The 19829-nt window shown below is 58.9% G+C and carries 16 protein-coding genes and 1 pseudogene; 12 read left to right on the top strand and 5 right to left on the bottom strand.

Going from position 1 to position 19829, the window contains the following annotated elements:
- Positions 1-41 precede the first annotated feature (41 nt).
- The 5 genes from BLU75_RS17405 (at position 42) to BLU75_RS17385 (ending at position 5731) form a co-directional block, all read left to right on the top strand.
- Positions 42-683: a YfgM family protein gene (locus BLU75_RS17405; RefSeq protein ID WP_084380035.1), complete on the top strand. Its 642-nt coding sequence runs from the start codon at positions 42-44 to the stop codon at positions 681-683.
- The gene (gene bamB, locus BLU75_RS17400; RefSeq protein ID WP_084380036.1) at positions 676-1827 is read left to right on the top strand and encodes an outer membrane protein assembly factor BamB; all 1152 of its coding nucleotides are present in this window, start codon (positions 676-678) and stop codon (positions 1825-1827) included. The genes BLU75_RS17405 and bamB overlap by 8 nt, the downstream gene beginning before the upstream one ends.
- A gap of 263 nt (positions 1828-2090) precedes the next feature.
- On the top strand, positions 2091-3560 hold the full coding sequence (gene der, locus BLU75_RS17395; RefSeq protein WP_084380037.1) for a ribosome biogenesis GTPase Der: 1470 nt from the start codon (positions 2091-2093) through the stop codon (positions 3558-3560).
- Between the two features lie 243 nt (positions 3561-3803).
- Positions 3804-4952 (top strand): pyridoxal phosphate-dependent aminotransferase, encoded by a 1149-nt coding sequence (locus BLU75_RS17390; RefSeq protein ID WP_084380038.1) that lies wholly within the window; start codon positions 3804-3806, stop codon positions 4950-4952.
- Complete coding sequence (locus tag BLU75_RS17385) at positions 4940-5731, top strand: amidohydrolase (RefSeq protein WP_084380039.1); 792 nt, start codon at positions 4940-4942, stop codon at positions 5729-5731. Before BLU75_RS17390 ends, BLU75_RS17385 begins: the two co-directional genes overlap by 13 nt.
- 169 nt (positions 5732-5900) lie before the next feature.
- Here BLU75_RS17385 and leuA read toward each other — a convergent pair whose 3' ends face one another.
- The 3 genes from leuA to xseA form a co-directional block, all read right to left on the bottom strand.
- Positions 5901-7580, bottom strand: a complete 1680-nt coding sequence (gene leuA, locus BLU75_RS17380) for a 2-isopropylmalate synthase (RefSeq protein ID WP_084380040.1) — start codon at positions 7578-7580, stop codon at positions 5901-5903.
- 333 nt (positions 7581-7913) lie between these two features.
- The gene (locus tag BLU75_RS17370) at positions 7914-8735 is read right to left on the bottom strand and encodes a M23 family metallopeptidase (protein WP_084380041.1); all 822 of its coding nucleotides are present in this window, start codon (positions 8733-8735) and stop codon (positions 7914-7916) included.
- Positions 8736-8738: 3 nt separating this feature from the next.
- Complete coding sequence (gene xseA, locus BLU75_RS17365) at positions 8739-10118, bottom strand: exodeoxyribonuclease VII large subunit (RefSeq protein WP_084380042.1); 1380 nt, start codon at positions 10116-10118, stop codon at positions 8739-8741.
- A 133-nt stretch (positions 10119-10251) separates the two neighbouring features.
- Between xseA and BLU75_RS17360 the strand changes: the two genes are divergently transcribed.
- The 6 genes and pseudogenes from BLU75_RS17360 to BLU75_RS17335 form a co-directional block, all read left to right on the top strand.
- The gene (locus BLU75_RS17360) at positions 10252-11019 is read left to right on the top strand and encodes a sulfite exporter TauE/SafE family protein (RefSeq protein ID WP_084380043.1); all 768 of its coding nucleotides are present in this window, start codon (positions 10252-10254) and stop codon (positions 11017-11019) included.
- A gap of 270 nt (positions 11020-11289) precedes the next feature.
- The gene (locus BLU75_RS17355) at positions 11290-12207 is read left to right on the top strand and encodes an IS110 family transposase (RefSeq protein WP_084381955.1); all 918 of its coding nucleotides are present in this window, start codon (positions 11290-11292) and stop codon (positions 12205-12207) included.
- 118 nt (positions 12208-12325) lie between these two features.
- Positions 12326-12874 (top strand): sugar ABC transporter ATPase, encoded by a 549-nt coding sequence (locus BLU75_RS17350; protein WP_084381940.1) that lies wholly within the window; start codon positions 12326-12328, stop codon positions 12872-12874.
- Between the two features lie 239 nt (positions 12875-13113).
- Positions 13114-14583: an IMP dehydrogenase gene (gene guaB / locus BLU75_RS17345; protein ID WP_084381939.1), complete on the top strand. Its 1470-nt coding sequence runs from the start codon at positions 13114-13116 to the stop codon at positions 14581-14583.
- Positions 14584-14665: 82 nt separating this feature from the next.
- Positions 14666-16243 carry a glutamine-hydrolyzing GMP synthase gene (gene guaA / locus BLU75_RS17340; protein ID WP_084381938.1) on the top strand — a complete coding sequence of 526 codons (1578 nt, stop codon included), beginning with the start codon at positions 14666-14668 and terminating at the stop codon, positions 16241-16243.
- A 146-nt stretch (positions 16244-16389) separates the two neighbouring features.
- Positions 16390-16629, top strand: a pseudogene (locus BLU75_RS17335) (Arm DNA-binding domain-containing protein); the annotation flags it as partial.
- 198 nt (positions 16630-16827) lie between these two features.
- Here the strand turns inward: BLU75_RS17335 and BLU75_RS17330 are convergent.
- Positions 16828-18321, bottom strand: a complete 1494-nt coding sequence (locus BLU75_RS17330) for an FAD-dependent oxidoreductase (RefSeq protein WP_084381937.1) — start codon at positions 18319-18321, stop codon at positions 16828-16830.
- Between the two features lie 49 nt (positions 18322-18370).
- Here BLU75_RS17330 and BLU75_RS17325 point away from each other — a divergent pair, with 49 nt between their 5' ends.
- Positions 18371-18856, top strand: coding sequence for a MarR family winged helix-turn-helix transcriptional regulator (locus BLU75_RS17325; protein WP_084381936.1), 486 nt, complete (start codon positions 18371-18373; stop codon positions 18854-18856).
- Between the two features lie 392 nt (positions 18857-19248).
- Here the strand turns inward: BLU75_RS17325 and BLU75_RS17315 are convergent, their stop codons facing one another.
- Positions 19249-19740 carry an Lrp/AsnC family transcriptional regulator gene (locus BLU75_RS17315; protein WP_084381935.1) on the bottom strand — a complete coding sequence of 164 codons (492 nt, stop codon included), beginning with the start codon at positions 19738-19740 and terminating at the stop codon, positions 19249-19251.
- Positions 19741-19829 lie beyond the last annotated feature (89 nt).

Raw genomic sequence — 19829 nt, 5'->3', positions numbered from 1 at the left:
AGCTGTCAAACAGCCGAATTTAGCGATTAAGGAGTATTGGGGTGTCGAGTACTGATGATGAGCAACTGGCCGATTTCAAAGACTGGTGGCAGCGCAACGGCAAACCCCTGGTCACTGGCGGCTTGCTGGCGCTAGTGGTGGTGTTCGGTTGGCAGGCTTTCCAGAAGTATCAGAGTAATCAGTCGCACGGCGCCTCGATGCTCTATCAGCAACTGCTGGAAACCACGCTGACGCCGAATGGCAAGCCTGACCCTGCCCAGGTGGCGGATCTGGCCGGCAAGCTGAAAAGCGAATTTGGCGGTAGCACCTACGCCCAGTACGGTAGCCTGTTCGTCGCGAAAGTCGCGGTCGACACCGACAAGCTGGACGATGCCGTGGCCGAATTGAAAGCCGTCGCCGACAAGCCGGCCAACCCGACCCTGGGTGAAATTGCACGTCAGCGCCTGGCTCAGGTTCTGGCAGCCCAAAACAAGGCCGACGAAGCGCTGAAACTGCTCGACGGCGATGCTGACAAGGCATTCCTGGCTACTCGTGAAGAGCTCAAGGGCGACCTGCTGGTCCAATTGGGTCGTACCGACGAAGCCAATGCTGCGTACCAAAAAGCCAAGGCCGCGCTGTCTGATGAAGCAGCGGTCGGTGGCTTACAAACCAAGCTGGACGACCTGGCCAAAGGGGATGCGTGACGTGATCCGTTGGAAACATGCAGCATTGCTGGCTCTGGCCGTTTTGGCCGCGGGTTGCAGCAGCAACAGCAAAAAAGAACTGCCGCCTGCCGAGCTGACCAGCTTCAAGGAAGAAGTGGTCCTGCAAAAGCAGTGGAGCCGTTCCATCGGTGACGGTCAGGGTGACACCTACAACATGCTGGTACCGGCAATCGACGGTGACAACATCGTGGCGGCTGACGTGACCGGCGTAGTGGTTTCCATGGATCGCATGAACGGCGACGTCAAGTGGAAGACAGACCTCGAACTGCCAGTATCCGGCGCCGTCGGCGTGGGTTATGGCCTGGTGATGATCGGCACGCTCAAGGGCGAAGTCGTGGCGCTGGATTCGAGCACCGGTGAAGAGAAATGGCGCGCTCGCGTGACCAGTGAAGTCCTCGCACCGCCTGCCACCAACGGTAATGTCGTGGTCGTGCAGACCCAGGATGACAGCCTGATTGGCCTTGACGCCAATACGGGCGAGCAGCTTTGGTTGTATGACAGTACCCCTGCGGTCCTGACGTTGCGCGGTACCAGCGGTCCGGTTGTGACCAATAACCTGGCACTGGCTGGCCTGTCGACCGGTAAAGTGGTCGCCCTGAACATCCAGAACGGCGTGCCGGCCTGGGAATCGCGGGTCGCGATTCCACAAGGTCGTTCCGAGCTGGACCGTGTAGTGGATATCGACGGTGGCTTGCTGCTGTCGGGTGAAACCCTGTATGTCGCGACTTACCAGGGGCGTGTAGCGGCGCTGGACCTGCAAAGCGGTCGCGTGCTCTGGCAGCGTGATGCTTCCAGCTATGCGGGTGTCACCCAAGGGTTTGGCAGCGTCTACGTCAGTCTGGCGTCCGGCACTGTTGAAAGCGTCGACGAGCGTTCCACCACTGCTTTGTGGAGCAATGACTCGCTGGCCCGTCGTCAACTGTCGGCGCCGGAAGTGTTCTCCAGCTACGTGGCGGTAGGTGACCTGGAAGGTTATCTGCACCTGCTGAGCCAGGTAGATGGTCGTTTTGTCGGCCGCGAACGTATCGACAGCGACGGCCTGCGTGCCCGTCCGTTGGTTGTTGGCAACATGCTTTATGTGTTTGGTAACAGCGGCAAGCTGGAAGCCCTGACCATCAAGTAACGAACTATGCTTGGGGTAACTCCCAGGCGGCCCTGCTACAACGCTTTTTGTTTCTTGTAGGAGCGAGCTCGCTCGCGAAGAACCTGAGGAACACACGTTTAATCAGGTTAGGCGCGTTATCGTTGACGTTCTTCGCGAGCAAGCTCGCTCCTACAGTGATCAGTGTTGGGTGGGGTATGTGGCAGATCAAATGCCGCCCCGAGCACCAGCCGCTGCCTTGCAGCGGCTTTTGTATTTTCTGAAATAACGAAGTGGAGAGCCGCATGGTTCCCGTAATCGCCCTGGTGGGTCGACCTAACGTCGGCAAGTCCACCTTGTTCAACCGCCTGACCAGGACTCGCGACGCCATCGTCGGCGACTTGTCCGGTCTGACCCGTGATCGCCAATACGGTGAGGCAAAGTGGCAAGGGCGCTCCTACATTCTTGTCGACACCGGCGGTATTTCCGGTGACGAGCATGGCATGGACGAAAAGATGGCCGAGCAGTCGCTGCTGGCTATCGAAGAAGCCGATGTCGTGTTGTTCCTGGTGGATGCCCGTGCGGGCTACACCGCTGCTGACCAGATGATTGGCGAGCACCTGCGCAAACGCAACAAACGCTCCTACGTGGTGGCCAACAAGATCGACAATATCGATCCTGAACTGGCCCGCGCCGAATTCAGCCCGATGGGCCTGGGCGACGCGATCCCGATCGCCGGTGCCCACGGTCGTGGCATCACCCAGATGCTGGAAATCTGCCTGCGTGACTTCCCTCGGGATGACGTCGAGGAAGAAGAGGGCGAAGACGAGATCGTTGCCGAAGGTGAGGAAGCCAAGCGCATTCCTGGGCCGAGCGAAAAAGACGGGATCAAGATCGCCATTATTGGCCGTCCGAACGTCGGCAAGTCGACCTTGGTCAACCGGATGCTCGGTGAAGACCGGGTGATCGTGTATGACCAGCCCGGCACCACTCGCGACAGTATCTACATCCCGTTTGAGCGTAACGACGAGAAGTACACGCTGATCGATACCGCCGGTGTGCGCAAGCGCGGCAAGATCCACGAGGAAGTTGAAAAATTCTCGGTGGTCAAGACCCTGCAGGCGATCAAGGACGCCAACGTGGTGATCTTCGTCATGGACGCCCGCGAAGGCGTGGTCGACCATGACCTCAACCTGCTGGGCTTCGCCCTGGAAGCGGGTCGGGCACTGGTGATCGCGATCAACAAGTGGGACGGCATGACGCCAAGCGAGCGCGACTACGTCAAGGTCGAGCTGCAGCGTCGATTGTTCTTTGTCGACTTCGCCGATATTCACTTTATCTCGGCGCTGCACGGCACCGGCGTGGGCAACCTCTACGCCTCTGTGCAGAATTCGTTCAAGTCGGCGGTCACCCGTTGGCCGACCAACCGCCTGACCCAGATCCTCGAAGACGCCGTGGGCGAGCACGCGCCACCGATGGTCAACAACCGTCGGATCAAGCTGCGTTACGCCCACTTGGGCGGTGCCAACCCGCCGATTATCGTGATTCACGGTAATCAGATCGAGAAGGTGCCGAAGTCCTACGTTCGTTATCTGGAAAACACCTACCGCCGTGTCTTGAAACTGGTTGGTACGCCGATCCGTATCGAGTTCAAGGGTGGCGAGAACCCGTACGAAGGCAACAAGAACAGCCTGACCGACCGTCAAGTGAACAAGAAACGTCGCTTGATGAGTCACAACAAGAAGGCAGATAAGAAGCGTAAAGATCGGCGCTAAACTCGCAACCCCATTGCCGCACAAAAAGGCTTTTGTAGGAGCTAGCTTGCTCGCGAGAACACATAGGCGCCGCGTTTATCCAGGATACACGCGTTATCGTTGACGTTTTTCGCGAGCAAGCTCGCTCCTACACAAAAAGCCCTGACTGATTGGCATTTCTCCTCCGGAGCCGTTTTTTGTGCCGGGCGATTGACCCCTTGCAGCTTGCAGCTTAAAACTGGCAGCTCACCCGGAGGGGCCTCCATGATCACCAGCAAGCTGCCGAATGTCGGCACCACGATTTTTACCCGCATGTCGCAACTCGCCACCGATACCGGTGCACTGAATCTGTCCCAGGGTTTCCCCGACTTCAATGGCCCACAGGCGCTGCTCGATGCGGTGGGTAAACACATCGCCAGCGGCCACAACCAATACGCGCCGATGGCCGGCCTGCCGGCGTTGCGTCAACAGGTGGCGGCCAAACTTGCTCGCAGCTACGGCGTCACGGTCAATCCCGACAGTGAAGTGACCATCACTCCCGGCGCCACCCAGGCGATTTTCTGTGCAATCCAGGCGGTGATCCGTAGCGGTGATGAAGTCATCGTGTTTGATCCGTGCTATGACAGCTACGCACCTTCCGTAGCACTTGCCGGCGGTCGCTGTGTGCACGTGCAACTGGGCTTGCAGGATTTCAGTCTGGACTTCGAGCAGATCCAGGCCGCGCTGTCACCGCGTACGCGCATGATCATTCTCAACACCCCACATAATCCCAGCGGCGCGCTGATCAGCCGGGCCGAACTGGACCAACTGGCCGAACTGATCCGTCATCGCGATATTTATCTGATCAGCGATGAGGTCTACGAGCACTTGGTCTTCGACGGCGTGCCCCATGTCAGCGTATTGGCCCATGAAGAGTTGTATCAACGGGCTTTCGTGGTCAGTTCTTTTGGCAAGACTTATCACGTCACCGGCTGGAAAACCGGCTATGTGATCGCGCCACCGGCCCTCAGCGCCGAGCTGCGCAAGGTGCATCAATACGTCAGCTTCTGTGGCGTTACGCCGCTGCAGTACGCGCTGGCGGACTACATGGCCGAGCGCCCGGCACATGTTGAAGAACTGCCGGCGTTTTACCAGGCCAAGCGTGACCTGTTCTGCGACTTGCTGGCCTCATCACGCTTCAGCTTTACTCGGGTGGCCGGTACCTACTTCCAACTGGTGGATTACTCACGGATCCGTCCGGACCTGAATGACGTTGACATGTCGCTGTGGATGACCCGCGAACACGGCGTGGCCAGCATTCCGGTCTCGGTGTTCTACCAGAACCCACCGCAAGGCCAGCGCCTGGTGCGCCTGTGCTTTGCCAAGCGCGAGGAGACGCTGCGCCAAGCAGCCGAGAAGCTATGCGTGATTTGAGTGAATTAGCCGATCTGAATATTGCCCTGGTACAGACCACCCTGGCGTGGCATGACCGCCAGGCGAATCTGGAGCATTTCGAGTCGCTGCTGGAGCAGGCCAGGGGCGCGGATTTGATTGTGCTGCCGGAGATGTTCACCACCGGCTTCTCCATGGAATCCGAAACCCTCGCGGAAGCAGAGCACGGGCCGACCCACGAATGGCTCAAGGTCCAGGCGCGCAAATACGCTGCGGTGATTACCGGCAGCGTGATTATCCAGGCGGCAGACGGCAGCCATCGCAACCGCCTGTTGTGGGCGCGTCCGGATGGCGAGGTGTTGCACTACGATAAACGCCACTTGTTTCGCATGGCCGGCGAGCACAATCACTACACCCCCGGTGAACGCCAGGTGCAGTTCGAGCTCAAGGGGTGGCGCATTCGCCCATTGATTTGTTACGACCTGCGCTTTCCGGTGTGGAGCCGTGGCGCCCAGGACACCGACCTGCTGCTGTACACCGCCAACTGGCCCGGGGCGCGACGCCAGCACTGGAATCGATTGTTGCCGGCGCGGGCGATCGAAAACCTCTGTTATGTGGCTGCGGTGAATCGCGTGGGAACAGACGGCAAGGGCTTTGCCTATACGGGTGACAGCCAGGTGCTGGACTTCCAGGGCGAAAGCCTGCTCAGCGCGGGGGAGGCGGACGGGGTGTTCCAGGTGTGTCTGGATGCCGCGGAACTGGCGGACTATCGCAGCCGTTTCCCGGCCAACCTGGATGCCGATAGCTTTCAATTCCTGTAGACGCGAGCTTGCTCGCGAGGAACTCATAGGCGCCGCGTTTATCCAGGAAGCACGCGTTATCGTTGACGTCTTTCGCGAGCAAGAGCTAGGCGCCCCTCGCTCCTACAAGGTGCGCAAACAAAAGGCCCCTGAATTCTCATCCAGGGGCCTTTTGTGTTTCAGCGCAGGTTTACGCCGCTTTCGCTTCCAACTGGCTCAGCGAGCGGTTCAGCGCACTGAACAACGCCTTGAAGCTGGCCGTGGTGATGTTTTCATCGATGCCCACACCGTGTACCGGACGCTCGCCGTTGACCCGCAGCTCAATGTAAGCCGCTGCCTTGGCATTGGTGCCAGCACCAATGGCGTGTTCGTTGTAGTCCATGATCTCGACACCAATCGGCAGGCCGGCCACCAGCGCCTCCAGTGCGCCGTTACCTTTGCCGTGCCAGCGCAGGTTGGTTTCGCCCTGGCCTTTGCCGGACACTTCCACTTCCACCGTGCTGTTGCCGTTTTCTTCCTGCAGGCGATGGCTGACCAACGCGTACGGGGTGTTGGCTTGCAGGTACTCACGCTGCAACAACGCGTAGATCTGTGGCGCAGTCATCTCCAGGCCAACGCGATCGGTTTCCGCCTGTACCACTTGGCTGAATTCGATCTGCATGCGACGCGGCAAGCTGATGTCGTATTCCTGTTCCAGCAGGTAAGCGATCCCACCTTTGCCCGATTGGCTGTTGACGCGAATCACCGCCTCGTAGCTGCGGCCAATGTCGGCCGGGTCGATTGGCAGATACGGTACTTCCCACAGGGCGTCCGGCTTCTGCTGGGTAAAACCCTTGCGGATCGCGTCCTGGTGGGAGCCCGAGAACGCTGTGTGAACCAGGTCGCCCACATACGGATGACGCGGGTGTACCGGGATCTGGTTGCACTCTTCGACGACTTTGCGCACGCCGTCGATGTCGGAGAAATCCAGCTCGGGATCCACGCCTTGGGTGTAGAGGTTCAAGGCCACTGTCACCAGGTCGACGTTACCGGTGCGCTCGCCGTTGCCGAACAGGCAGCCTTCGACACGGTCGGCGCCGGCCATCAGGCCCAGCTCGGTTGCCGCGACCCCGGTACCACGGTCGTTGTGGGTGTGCAGGCTGATGATGACGCTGTCACGACGGTTGATATGGCGACCGAACCACTCGATCTGGTCGGCATAGATGTTCGGCGTGGCGCATTCGACGGTTGCCGGCAGGTTGAGGATCACCTTGTGTTCTGGCGTCGGATTCCAGACCTCGATCACCGCGTCACAGACTTCCTTGGCGAATTCCAGCTCGGTCGCACTGAAGGTTTCCGGCGAGTACTCGAACGTCCACTGGGTTTCCGGCTGCTGGGCGGCGTATTTGACGAACAGCTTGGCCGCGTTGACCGCGATCGCCTTGATCCCGTCCTTGTCCTGATTGAAGACAATGCGACGGAAGGATGGTGAGGTCGCGTTATACAAGTGCACGATGGCTTTCTTCGCCCCGCGCAGGGATTCAAAGGTGCGGGCGATCAAATCTTCACGGCCCTGGGTCAGCACCTGGATGGTGGTGTCCTCGGGGATGTGATTGTCTTCGATCAGCGTGCGCACGAAGTCGAAGTCGGTTTGCGAAGCGGCCGGGAACGAGGCTTCGATTTCCTTGACGCCGACAGCGACCAATGTCTTCCAGAAGCGCAGTTTCTTGACCGCATCCATCGGTTCGATCAGCGATTGGTTGCCGTCGCGCAAATCGGAGCTGCACCAGATCGGCGCGGCAGTGATGGTCTTCGACGGCCAGGTGCGGTCCGGGATATCAATGGTCGGGAACGCGCGGTATTTCGAAGACGGGTCTTTGAGCATGCTCATCAGAAGAATCCTTGTTGTAGGGCCGAAAAGAGGCGGCCTGCCGGAAAGCGTTTATTAGGGATGCTGTTATTGAGGTGAAGCAAAGGGCGAGGCAGTTCGATTCAGCCTGGCAGTCGTGCGCTGACAAGGCACAGGCTGCGGTGCTGACGAAGCTGAATGAGGGTGTGAGAGGTTTTCATAAGCTCAACCCTAACCGTCGGGATTCAAGATGGCAAGCTGTCGAAAAAAATTGAGAGAATTTCTGATTTTTGCAGGGTAAACGAGATTTTATGCTTGAGAATTCCAAGAAGGCTTGTTTTGGTTGCGCACCCTGTCAAAGGTGCGCAATCTGGCTCAAGGGGTGAAAGCGCCAATGAAGATCGCCGGATCCACCCGTGCGTCGTTCAGGCTGACATTCCAGTGCATATGCGGTCCGGTTGCGCGGCCAGTGGCGCCCACTTTGCCGACCACCGCCCCGCGTGCCAGCTGTTGGCCCATGCTCACATCAATCTTCGACAGATGACAAAACATGCTGATAAAGCCTTGGCCATGGTCGACGAATACGGTTTTACCGTTAAAGAAGTAGTCACCGATCAGGATCACCTTGCCGCGCGCCGGGGTCTTGACCGGCGTGCCCGCCGGCACCGCAAAGTCCAGGCCGGAGTGTGGATTGCGTTCCTCGCCATTGAAGAATCGGCGAACACCGAACTTGCTCGACAGCGGGCCGTTCACCGGCTTGTCCAATATCAGATTGCTCGGGATGTTTGGGCTGAATGTGCGGTAGGCCTTGATCTGGGTCGCCAATTCCTTCTCGATGCGTTTGAGCTGTGCCGGCGCCGGGTTGACCTGGCTTTTATTCTTCAGGGTGATGCGTTGTTCCGGGTACTTCTTGAAGCCCACGATGAAAGGCAGGTTGCGGCCGCCGCTGCTGATCCGGTGATTGCCAGGTTGTGTGCCCAGTGGAATGCCGACGATGGCGAGCCAGTTGTCCTGCTCCTTGACCACCAATACCGGTTTGCCCTGAAAGGTGGCCTTGGGTGCCGAGGCCGAGGCGCCCAGGTCCACCACGGCCACGCCGCCGGGGACTGGCTTGTTCAAGGTTCGGGTAATGTAACTGTCGGCATGGGCGTTAAAGGTCAGGCATAACAGCATCAGCAAACTAAAAAAACGCGGCATGAATCAATCCAGTAATGAAAGGGTGACGGGTGTCAGGTGGTTATCCTCCACCCGGACCTGCAATTGGCCTTCGCCCAGACGTGCGGTAAGGCGCTGACCGGTACGGGTTTGGGCGGCGTCGCGGATAGCCTGGCCGCGCTCATCCAGAAGAATGCTGTAACCGCGTCCGAGCGTTGCCAGCGGACTGACCACCTGCAGCGTCTGTACTTGGCTTTGCAACTGCAGGCGACGGGCCTTGAGGCCTTCGCGCATGGCGCGCGGCAGGCGTTCGGCGAGGCTGTCCAGGCGTTGGCGCAGCATCGCCAGTTGTCGGCCCGGGTGCTGGCCGGCCAGGCGTGTTTCCAGGCGGATCAGCCGTTCGCGACGGGTATTGAGGCTGCGCTCGAAGGCGCGACGCAGGCGCATGTCCAGGTCGTCCAGGCGTTGGGCTTGCTGGCGCAGGCGTTCGCCGGGGTGGCGCAGGCGGCGGGCCATGCCTTCCAGGCGCAGGCGGTCATGCATCAGACGGTTGCGCATGCGCATGACCAGGCGCCGGTGCAAGCTTTCGACTTGGCGCACCAGATCGCTGGCGTCCGGTGCGAGCAGCTCGGCAGCCGCGGAAGGCGTGGGCGCGCGTACATCGGCCACAAAGTCGCTGATGGACACGTCGGTTTCATGGCCCACGGCGCTGACGATTGGCGTCACGCAGGCATCCACGGCACGCGCTACCGCCTCTTCGTTGAAGCACCAGAGGTCCTCCAGCGAGCCGCCGCCACGGGCCAGAATCAATGCGTCGAAGCCCCGTGCATCGGCCAGTTTGAGCGCTCGAACGATCTGCGAGACCGCTTCGCGGCCCTGGACCGCGGTGGGGATCAATGTCAGTTGCACCTGTGGGGCACGGCGACGGAACACGCTGATGATGTCGCGAATCACCGCGCCAGTCGGCGAACTGATAATGCCGATCCGCCGTGGATGGGCCGGCAGCGGCACTTTTCGTTCAGCACTGAACAAGCCTTCGGCGCTGAGTTTCTCTTTCAGCGCATCGAACGCCAGGCGCAACGCGCCATCGCCGGCCGGTTCCACGGTGTCGAGAATCAACTGGTAGTCGCCACGGCCCTCAAACAGCGAGACCTTGCCCCGTACCTTGACCGCCAGACCATCTTTCAAGGCCTGGCGCACCCGGGCGGCATTCTGCCGAAACAACGCGCAACGCACCTGCGCGCCGCTGTCCTTGAGGGTGAAGTACACGTGGCCGGAGGCCGGGCGGGCGAGGTTGGAAATCTCGCCTTCGACCCAGATATTGGTGAACACGTCCTCCAGCAACACCCGCGCGCGGCCGTTGAGCTGGCTGACAGTCAGGACTTCGCGGTCCAGGCCCAGACGGGCAAAGGGATCTTTAATCATGGACGGCAGTTTATAGGCATTCGCCCAGTGTTTGACAGAACTGCTCCATCGGCGCCGAGACTGAACGCGAAGATATTGGTTGCAACCCGGCGCGTTGGTTAAAGTGACCGACCTCTCTAACAAGGAATGTCCGATGAGCCCGGTCGAACTCATGAGTCAGTGGTCTTTCAGCAGCGTTGACTGGCTGGTGATCGGTCTGGGGGTTGCCCTTGCCTACATCGTGTTTGGCATTGCCGGTTTCGGTACGGCGCTGGTGGCGGGGCCCATTCTGATTTTGTTTATGCCGTTGTCGAAGATCATCCCGTTGCTGGTGTTGCTGGATTTTGTCGCCGCCTTTGGCAGCTTACTGCAGTCGCGGCGAGACGTGGCGAAGCCAGAACTGCTGAGATTGCTGCCGTGCATGGCAATCGGTTGCACCCTCGGGGTGATCTTTTTGCTCAATCTGCACTCGCAGTTGTTACTGCTGCTGATGGGGCTGTTTATCTGCGCCTATGCGATCTATAGCCTGAGCGTGAAGATCAAACCCACGCAGCTCGCCGCCGGCTGGGCGGTTCCGATGGGCGCTGTCGGCGGCTTGTTTGGCGCGTTGTTTGGCAGTGGCGGCTTTTTATATGCGATCTACTTGAACAGTCGTCTGCCCAAAGACGCGGCGCGCGCGACCCAGAGTGCCTTGATCAGTTGCAGCGCCGTGGTGCGCCTGAGCCTGTTTTTGCTCGCTGGGGTGTATGCCGAGCTACCCTTGCTGATGTTGGCGGCGTGCCTGCTGCCCGCAATGGCCGTGGGACTTTGGATCAGTCGGCGACTGACCTTGCGCATGTCCCGCGAAGCCTTTGTGCGGCTGGTGACTTGGCTGGTGCTGGCCAGCGGCATCGCCCTGGTTGCCCGCTATTTGAGTACTTGACCTGTGGGTGTCAGGGATTAAGCTGCCAGCCTTCAAAGCCTATTCGCGAGCCAGTCCGCTTGTGTCTTGATCTAGGAATAAACTCTGGGGTGAGAGGGGTGGATGGCAAGCTGCAAGTCCGCGGTGCTCAAAGCACGTGTGGGAGCCGAGCTGCCATCCACCTTTCCACTCTGGCCTACAAGCCCGAACAGTTGGACGAGCAGCCACTCGAAATCACAAGCGTGGGCAAAGCCAGAGCACTCTCACATCTGAGTGTAAGAGGGTTTTGCCATGATTTCCTGGGTCGGTATCGACATCTCAAAATCAAACCTTGTCGTCTGGGTTAAACCACAGAGCGAAGGTTTCGATGTTTCAAACACTTCAGAAGGATTTCTTGAGCTGATTCGACGATTGAGTCAGTTTGAAGTCAGTCTGATTTTGCTGGAGGCCACCGGGGGCTATGAGCGTAATGCCATGGCGGCTCTGCAAGGCGCAAACTTCAAGGTGCTCAGGGTCAATCCTCGCCGAGCCAGATCCTTTGCCGTGGCGATGGGCAAGAATGCGAAGACTGACGCTATTGATGCGGCCGTTCTAGCAGACTTTGCTGAAGTGCTGAATGCCTCAAGCAGCAAGGTTATTTCGCCTGAGCGTGAAGCGCTCCGCGAGCTGGTTCAGCAGCGCGAGCATTTCGTTCAGCAACGAGACGACAATAAGCGCCGTCTTCAGCAAGCCCAGCTACCAGCCGTTATTGCGCTGATCAAAGGCCATATTCACTTCCTGCAAACGCAAATCAGGCAACTTGATAAGGCCATCAATCAGAGCATGCACGAACTGGACGCAGAAAAAGCCCAGCGGCTCATCTCTGTTAAAGGTATCGGTACGGTTGCCACCGCGAGTTTGCTGGTTTATCTGCCCGAACTAGGTGAGCTTGATCGCCGTGAGGTTGCGGCCTTGGCAGGTATCGCGCCCTTGAACGACGACAGCGGTAATCACAGCGGGAAGCGACATATCTATGGAGGCAGAGCCCGTGTCAGACGGGCTCTGTACATGTCCTGCTGGGTTGTAATCCGCCATCAGCCCGACTTCAAGGCACGCTACGAAGGCCTTCGAGAGCGAGGTAAGAGCGCGAAGGTCGCGCTCATCGCCTGCATGCGTGTACTGCTGATTAGGCTCAATGCCATGTTGCGAGATGGCACTGAGTGGCGGTGACGAATGGCATGGTGAAGACAGTTGCTCCCACATTCACCTGCGTTTTTTCTGTAGGAACGCAGTCGAATGTGTGCGGGTTTGTTCGCGAAGGCGTCAGATGCCACACCGCAGGACTCCCATGAATTCCCAAAGCATCCTTGTCCCGAAAATTTCCACCTTGCCCGTCCACGAGCCCCGGGCCCGGGCGATTGTGCGTTGGCTGGTGCGCAAGAACATCATCAAGGAAGAACTCACTACCTGTGGGCGCACCGGCAACCGCATGGGCTACGCCCTCGCCGACGGAGCCCGCGCCGTGGTGCTGTACCCCGAAGCGTTGCCGTTCAACGAAGCGGTCAACGGTCTGGAAATTATCTACACGCGCTGCATCTACACACCCGCCAAGGGGTTTCTGGAAGAAGCGGGCTGTCCGGAATGCCGCAAGGAGGTCGGCGAGGCGCTGTTCGAAAGCCTGGAAGACTGGATGCCCGGCCACACCGATAACTTCACCTGCCCGTTGTGCGGGCATGAAGACGACATCAATGGTTTCCTGTTCCTGCAGGAGTGCGGCTTTTCCAACTTGGGGTTCATCTTCAACAACTGGGCGGAGTCGGGGTTCAAGCAGAGCTTTATCGACGAATTTGCCGACTGGCTGGACCAGAAGATCAGCTGGGTCAAAGTCGAGCTGTAGGCTACAGCCCGTCTCACTGTAGGAGCGAGCTGGCTCGCGAAAAAACCACAAGCACCACGTTTAACCAGGCTGCCCGCGTTATCGTTGATGATTTTCGCGAGCAAGCTCGCTCCTACAGAAGAGCTGTTGGTTTTACCCTTCTATCAGTATTACTAATATTGTCAGAGTTTTACGTTGAGCCCCGACAGGTGTCTGAGTATAATGGCGCGCTTCCATTTTCCCGCTCGGGAGCCCCCGCGATGCTGCGTATCAGCCAAGAAGCTCTGACATTCGACGACATTCTCCTAGTGCCCGGTTATTCCGAGGTGCTTCCTAACGAAGTCAGTCTCAAGACCCGCCTAACCCGTGGCATCGAGCTGAATATTCCCCTGGTTTCTGCCGCCATGGACACCGTCACTGAAGCCCGTCTGGCAATCGCCATGGCTCAGGAAGGTGGCATCGGCATTATCCACAAGAACATGACCATCGAGCAGCAAGCTGCCGAAGTGCGCAAGGTCAAGCGTTACGAAGCTGGCGTGGTCAAGGACCCGATCACCATCGAAGCTGAAGCGACCGTGCGTGATTTGTTCGAACTCACTCGCATGCACAATATTTCCGGCGTTCCGGTGCTGCATGATGGCGACCTGGTCGGCATCGTCACCTCCCGTGACGTGCGTTTCGAGAACCGCCTTGAAGTTACCGTCCGTGAAGTGATGACGCCTAAAGAGCGTCTGGTCACCGTCAAGGAAGGTGCCGACAAGAACGACGTTCGCGAACTGCTGCACAAACACCGTATCGAACGCGTGCTGATCGTCGACGAGAAATTTGCCCTCAAAGGCATGATGACCGTCAATGACATCGAAAAAGCCAAGGCCTACCCGCTGGCGAGCAAGGACGACCAAGGTCGCCTGCGTGTCGGCGCTGCCGTCGGTACCGGTAAAGACACCGGTGACCGCGTCACGGCGCTGGTGGCTGCCGGTGTCGACGTAGTCGTGGTCGACACTGCCCACGGTCACTCCAAAGGCGTAATCGACCGCGTTCGTTGGGTCAAAGAGAAATTCCCTGAAGTACAAGTGATCGGTGGCAACATTGCTACCGGCGCTGCTGCCAAGGCTTTGGCCGAGGCGGGCGCGGACGCGGTCAAGGTCGGTATCGGCCCGGGCTCGATCTGCACCACCCGTATCGTTGCCGGTGTCGGCGTGCCGCAAATCAGCGCCATCGCCAATGTCGCCGCGGCCCTTGAAGGCACCGGCGTACCGTTGATCGCCGACGGTGGTATCCGTTTCTCCGGTGACCTGTCCAAGGCCATCGTTGCCGGTGCATCCTGCGTGATGATGGGTTCGATGTTCGCCGGTACCGAAGAAGCTCCGGGCGAGATCGAGCTGTTCCAGGGCCGGTCCTACAAGGCTTACCGTGGCATGGGCTCGCTGGGCGCCATGTCCCAGGCTCAAGGTTCTTCCGATCGTTACTTCCAGGACTCCTCGGCAGGCGCCGAGAAACTCGTTCCGGAAGGTATCGAGGGTCGTGTCCCTTACAAGGGCACCCTGAGCGCCATCATCCATCAGCTGATGGGCGGCCTGCGTTCCTCGATGGGCTACACCGGCAGCGCCAACATCGAAGAAATGCGCACCAAGCCTGAGTTCGTGCGGATCACCGGTGCCGGCATGGCCGAATCCCACGTGCATGACGTGCAGATCACCAAGGAAGCGCCAAACTACCGCGTAGGTTGAGCCTTCCAGCAAAATGTTAAGTAACCGGGGCTGTCTTATTCAGCCCCGAGTTGTTTCTGATTCATTAGACGAGACTGATCTCATGGCCCTCGACATTCACGCCCACCGCATCCTGATCCTCGATTTCGGTTCCCAGTACACTCAGCTGATCGCCCGCCGCGTGCGTGAAATCGGCGTGTACTGCGAACTGCATCCGTTCGACATGGACGACGAAGCGATTCGCGAATTCGCTCCAAAAGGCGTCATCCTTGCCGGCGGCCCCGAATCCGTACACGAAGCCAACAGCCCGCGTTGCCCACAGGCGGTGTTTGACCTCGGCGTACCGGTCTTCGGTATCTGCTACGGCATGCAGACCATGGCCGAGCAACTGGGCGGCAAGGTCGAAGGTTCCGAGCTGCGTGAATTCGGTTATGCCCGTGTCGATGTGGTCGGCAAGAGCCGCCTGCTGGACGGTATTGAAGACCACGTCGACGCCGACGGCCTGTTCGGTCTCGACGTGTGGATGAGCCACGGTGACAAGGTCACCAAAATGCCGTCGGACTTCCACATCCTGGCCAGCACCCCGAGTTGCCCGATTGCCGGCATGTTCAGCGACGAGCGTCGTTACTACGGCGTGCAGTTCCACCCGGAAGTGACCCACACCAAGCAAGGTGGTCGCATCCTGTCGCGCTTCGTCCTCGATATCTGCGAGTGTGAAGCCCTGTGGACCCCGTCGAAAATCGCTGAAGACGCCATCGCCAATGTGCGTGCCCAGGTCGGTACCGACAACGTCCTGCTCGGTCTGTCCGGCGGCGTTGACTCTTCGGTGGTCGCGGCGCTGCTGCACAAGGCCATTGGTGATCAACTGACCTGCGTGTTCGTCGACAACGGCCTGCTGCGCCTGCACGAAGGTGAGCAAGTGATGGCCATGTTCGCCGAGAACATGGGCGTCAAGGTGATCCGTGCCAACGCCGAGGAGCAGTTCCTCAACAACCTGGCCGGCGAGTCTGACCCGGAGAAGAAGCGCAAGATCATCGGTCGTACCTTCATCGACGTCTTCGATGCCCAGTCCAACAAACTGGACAACATCAAGTACCTCGCCCAAGGCACTATCTACCCTGACGTGATCGAGTCGGCCGGCGCCAAGAGCGGCAAGGCCCACGTGATCAAGTCCCACCACAACGTGGGTGGCCTGCCTGAGGAAATGAACCTCAAGCTGGTAGAACCGTTGCGTGAACTGTTCAAGGACGAAGTCCGCCGTCTGGGTCTGGAACTCGGCCTGCCGTACGACATGGTCTACCGCCACCCATTCCCGGGCCCGGGCCTGGGCGTGCGGATCCTCGGTGAAGTGAAGAAGGAATACGCCGACCTGCTGCGTCGCGCCGACCACATCTTCATCGAAGAACTGCGCAAGGCTGACTGGTACCACAAGGTGAGTCAGGCCTTCGTGGTGTTCCAACCGGTCAAATCGGTCGGTGTCGTGGGTGATGGCCGTCGCTACGCCTGGGTCGTGGCCCTGCGCGCCGTGGAAACCATCGACTTCATGACCGCCCGCTGGGCACACCTGCCGTACGAACTGCTGGAAACCGTCAGCGGCCGTATCATCAATGAAATCGAAGGCATCTCGCGCGTCACCTATGACGTGTCGAGCAAGCCGCCGGCGACGATTGAGTGGGAATGATGGGACGTCCGGCATTGCCGGGCACCCACTAGCAAGAAATGCCCTGGAGCCCGCGTAAATGCGGGTTTTTGGCTTTTTTGGTCTGGCAAATTCAGGCAGCTTTGTGCATCGCCAAGCAGCGTGTTTATGTGGCATGGTAAGGGGCATTGACCGATACCAAGCTGCGTAACCTCAAACCGAAAGAAAAACTCTACAAGGTGAACGACCGCGACGGGCTGTACGTGGCCGTCACCGCTGCCGGTTCCATCTCATTTCGCTACAACTACTCCATCAACGGTCGTCAGGAGACCATTACGTTCGGTCGTTATGGCGTGGGCGGCATCACGCTTGCGGAAGCCAGAGAGCGCTTGGGCGAGGCTAAAAAGATGGTTTCGGCGGGTAAGTCACTGACTGTCCGCTTCTGGCCCAGAGTGTGTAAAAACGCTTCGCCAAAATTGAAGTGGGCGTATCTACGTTAAATCTGAAATCTATCGACAGGTGAGCAGACACAGATTTTGCGTAGACGCGCGAACTTTAGTCTGGTTTCGGCTGCGTGCTGCGCTGAAAACCGTTTTTACACACTCTGGTCCGGAAGCGGACCGTAGTCAGGGGGCGCTGCAGTTTTCTGATTTGTAGCGAGCCAGGTAGTCACACAATGCAACCGGCTGATCTTTCGTAAAGAACCCTGCCAGATAACCATCCGGCCTGACCAACACGGCAGAACCTTCACCGAGGCCGTAGAACTGGGCGAACTGACCCAGGTGATCTTCGATCTCCGAGCCGGGCCCGATGCCGTGGATATGCAAGCCCGCGCTTGGCGCGAAGTTCGAGGGACCATTGGCTAGCAAGGTCCAATGGGTGCCCTTGAACAGGTTGAACAAACGTGTTGGGCTGCCGCCTGCGCCTCGCACGATGGCATCAGGTGCACGATCGCCTGGCGCGAGCCTGCTGTCAGCGGCTTGCGACGAGAGCGATAACGGCGAGTGGGGATAGCCAATATCCAACTGCTGGACTTCACGGGTCCGCCTGTTGTCCCCGGCCTTGAAGCCTGCAAGCAGGCGCGTGGACAGGCCGAGTACGTCTGCGGCCACCGGGCGGCGCTCAGCTTCGTAGGTTTCCAGTAGAGCCTCTGGTGCGCCGGCCAATACGGCCGCCAGCTTCCAACCCAGGTTGTAAGCATCCTGGACGCTGGTGTTGAGGCCTTGTCCACCGGTAGGCGGATGGACATGCGCCGCATCGCCGACCAGGAACACCGGGCCATCCCGGTAACGATCGGCGAGCCTGGCATTCATGTTGTAGATGGATGACCAGGCGACCGAATGGACCGTGATGTCCGTGCGCCCTGTGTGCAGGGCAACGCGCTCGGTCAGCGCAGCCGCGCAGAGATCGATATCGCCCTCCAAGGGAACGGGTGCCTGGATCTGGAACAGGTCGGTACCTGCCAACGGGCAGATAGCCAATGGGCCTGAGTCCCCACCATCAAACTGGTGCCACACGTCGCGCGGCAGTCCATCCAATACGACATCGGCCACGATCGCCCGCACGCCCAGGGTCTTGCCCGGAAAGCCAATCCCCAAGGTGCTGCGCACGAAGCTGCGCCCGCCATCGGCGCCCACCAGGTAGCGGGTATGGAGGGTCTGTTCGCCATCTGGGGTTGCGAGTACGGCTTTGACCCCGTCGGCGCTGACCACCTTCCCGGTCAGTTCGACACCAAACTCTGGCGCATGCCCCAGTTCTATCAAGCGCTCGCGCAAGATCGCTTCGGTCTTGAACTGGGGAATCATCAACGGAAGGCAATAGGGCTCTGCAGGTGTGGGTTCGGCAACGCTCGTCACCTCCTGGTCCACGTGGCTGCCATCGGGCGCGTATTTGCGAATAGTCGGGTAGATACCACCTGCGGCCATGGCCCGGTCCAGGATTCCGAGATCTTCGAAGACCTCCTGGGTGCGCGGCTGAATGCCTTTGCCGCGCGAGCCCAAAAAGGGAGAAGGGAGCTTTTCGATGAGGGCAAAGCGCACCCCGCGCCGCGCCAAGTCAATCGCTAAGGTCAGGCCAGCGGCACCGGCACCACAAATCAGGACGTCAACAGGCTCACGCATATCACTTCTCCTAAGAATGTGTAAGATGCACATATTAGGAGGGCAGTTTATGACTACCAAAAAGAAAGTGCAAGATACACATATATCCGCGCAGATGAAGGATCTCCATCGGTCCCTGATCTCGATCGTGAGCGTGATGAACCGGCCTCGGAACGACGAGCGACTCATCGCGGAAGCAGGTGTACACCTGGACCAGGCGCTCTTTCGCCTCCTGGTGGTAATCGAGCGGGTGGGACCGATTGGCGTCGTGGATCTGGCAGGTCGCCTGGGCAGGGACTACACGACCATCAGCCGCCAGGTCTCCAAGCTTGAACGCATGGAGTTGGTGATCCGGCATGAGAACTCGGAAGATCGTCGGATGCGCGAGGCGGTGGTGTCTGCGAAAGGCAAGGCAATCACCGACCAGATCGACCAAGCGCGCGAGCGCCTGGCACGAGGAATCTTTCAGGACTGGGCTGCCGAAGACATCACAGACCTGGTGCGGCTGATGCGCCAATTCGCAAAGGCCCTGGAGCAGGGCACAGAGGCTGGTTAGCTTCGGCAATTTACGACGATGCATCGCCTCATGCGCTACTGATCCCGCGCCAGAGGGCATTAGATGAAGTCGGTTGTGTATCTCGCTTTTCTCCCAGCTGTTTCGCTTTGTCCGCATCACGCGCGTATGAACGGACGCCATCCGCAAAGGGATTGGGCGAATCATTCACTGAGGCGGCAGCACAACCTTCAAGATACCGCCCGCCGATTTCCCCTGCATCAGCAACGACGGCTGCTCAGACCGATGTCGCCGCTGCTTACGCAATGCTCTTCAGCTCTGCGGGCGGCAGACCGGCTTTAGGGCAGGAACTGGGTTGCATGCGATGGGCAAGCATGTGTCGCCGTTAACACATTTCAAGCACCCGAGGGGCAATGCGCAAGATACAACTGCTGCTAAACCGGTAGGGGTCCTCGTTCGAGGTAGGTGCCCAAGGCGATAAATGTTTTGACGCCTTTGAAACCCTCCAGACGGTGCAGTTTACCCAGCATGTTTTCCAGTGCTGCGGAGTTCTCGGTTCGTACTTTCAGAATCATTGCAGTGTCACCTGCCACGGTATGGATCTCCTCAATTTCCGGGAAAGCGGACATCTCGAGTACGCGTCGAGTGGTTTCCCAGTTGCTGGTCTCAAGGTGTACAAAAGCAAGGAGGGCTCTGCCGACTTTCAGGCCGTCCAGCAGGGCAACTGTCGCCCGAATCGCCCCTCTACTCTTCAACCGCTTCACTCGTTCATGCACCGCCGGAGCTGAGAGATGGACTTGCTGGCTCAGCTCGTTGTAACTCAGCTCCGCATTTCGAGCCAGAAGACTTAATAGTTTTCTGTCGATAGCGTCCAACTGCGTCTGATCGCCACGCGTTTTCCGAACGGGATACGGATCTTCCTGCACGGTATTTTCTCCGCCTTTAGCTGAATAATATTATGTAGATGCAAGATTTTGCAGAACAGCATTCGGGATGTTACGGATTTCGATATTAA

The organism is Pseudomonas mucidolens, from assembly GCF_900106045.1.
GTDB classification, from domain to species: Bacteria; Pseudomonadota; Gammaproteobacteria; order Pseudomonadales; family Pseudomonadaceae; genus Aquipseudomonas; species Aquipseudomonas mucidolens.
Note: the sequence above shows the minus strand (reverse complement) of the source record. Positions and strands in the feature narration are given on the sequence as shown.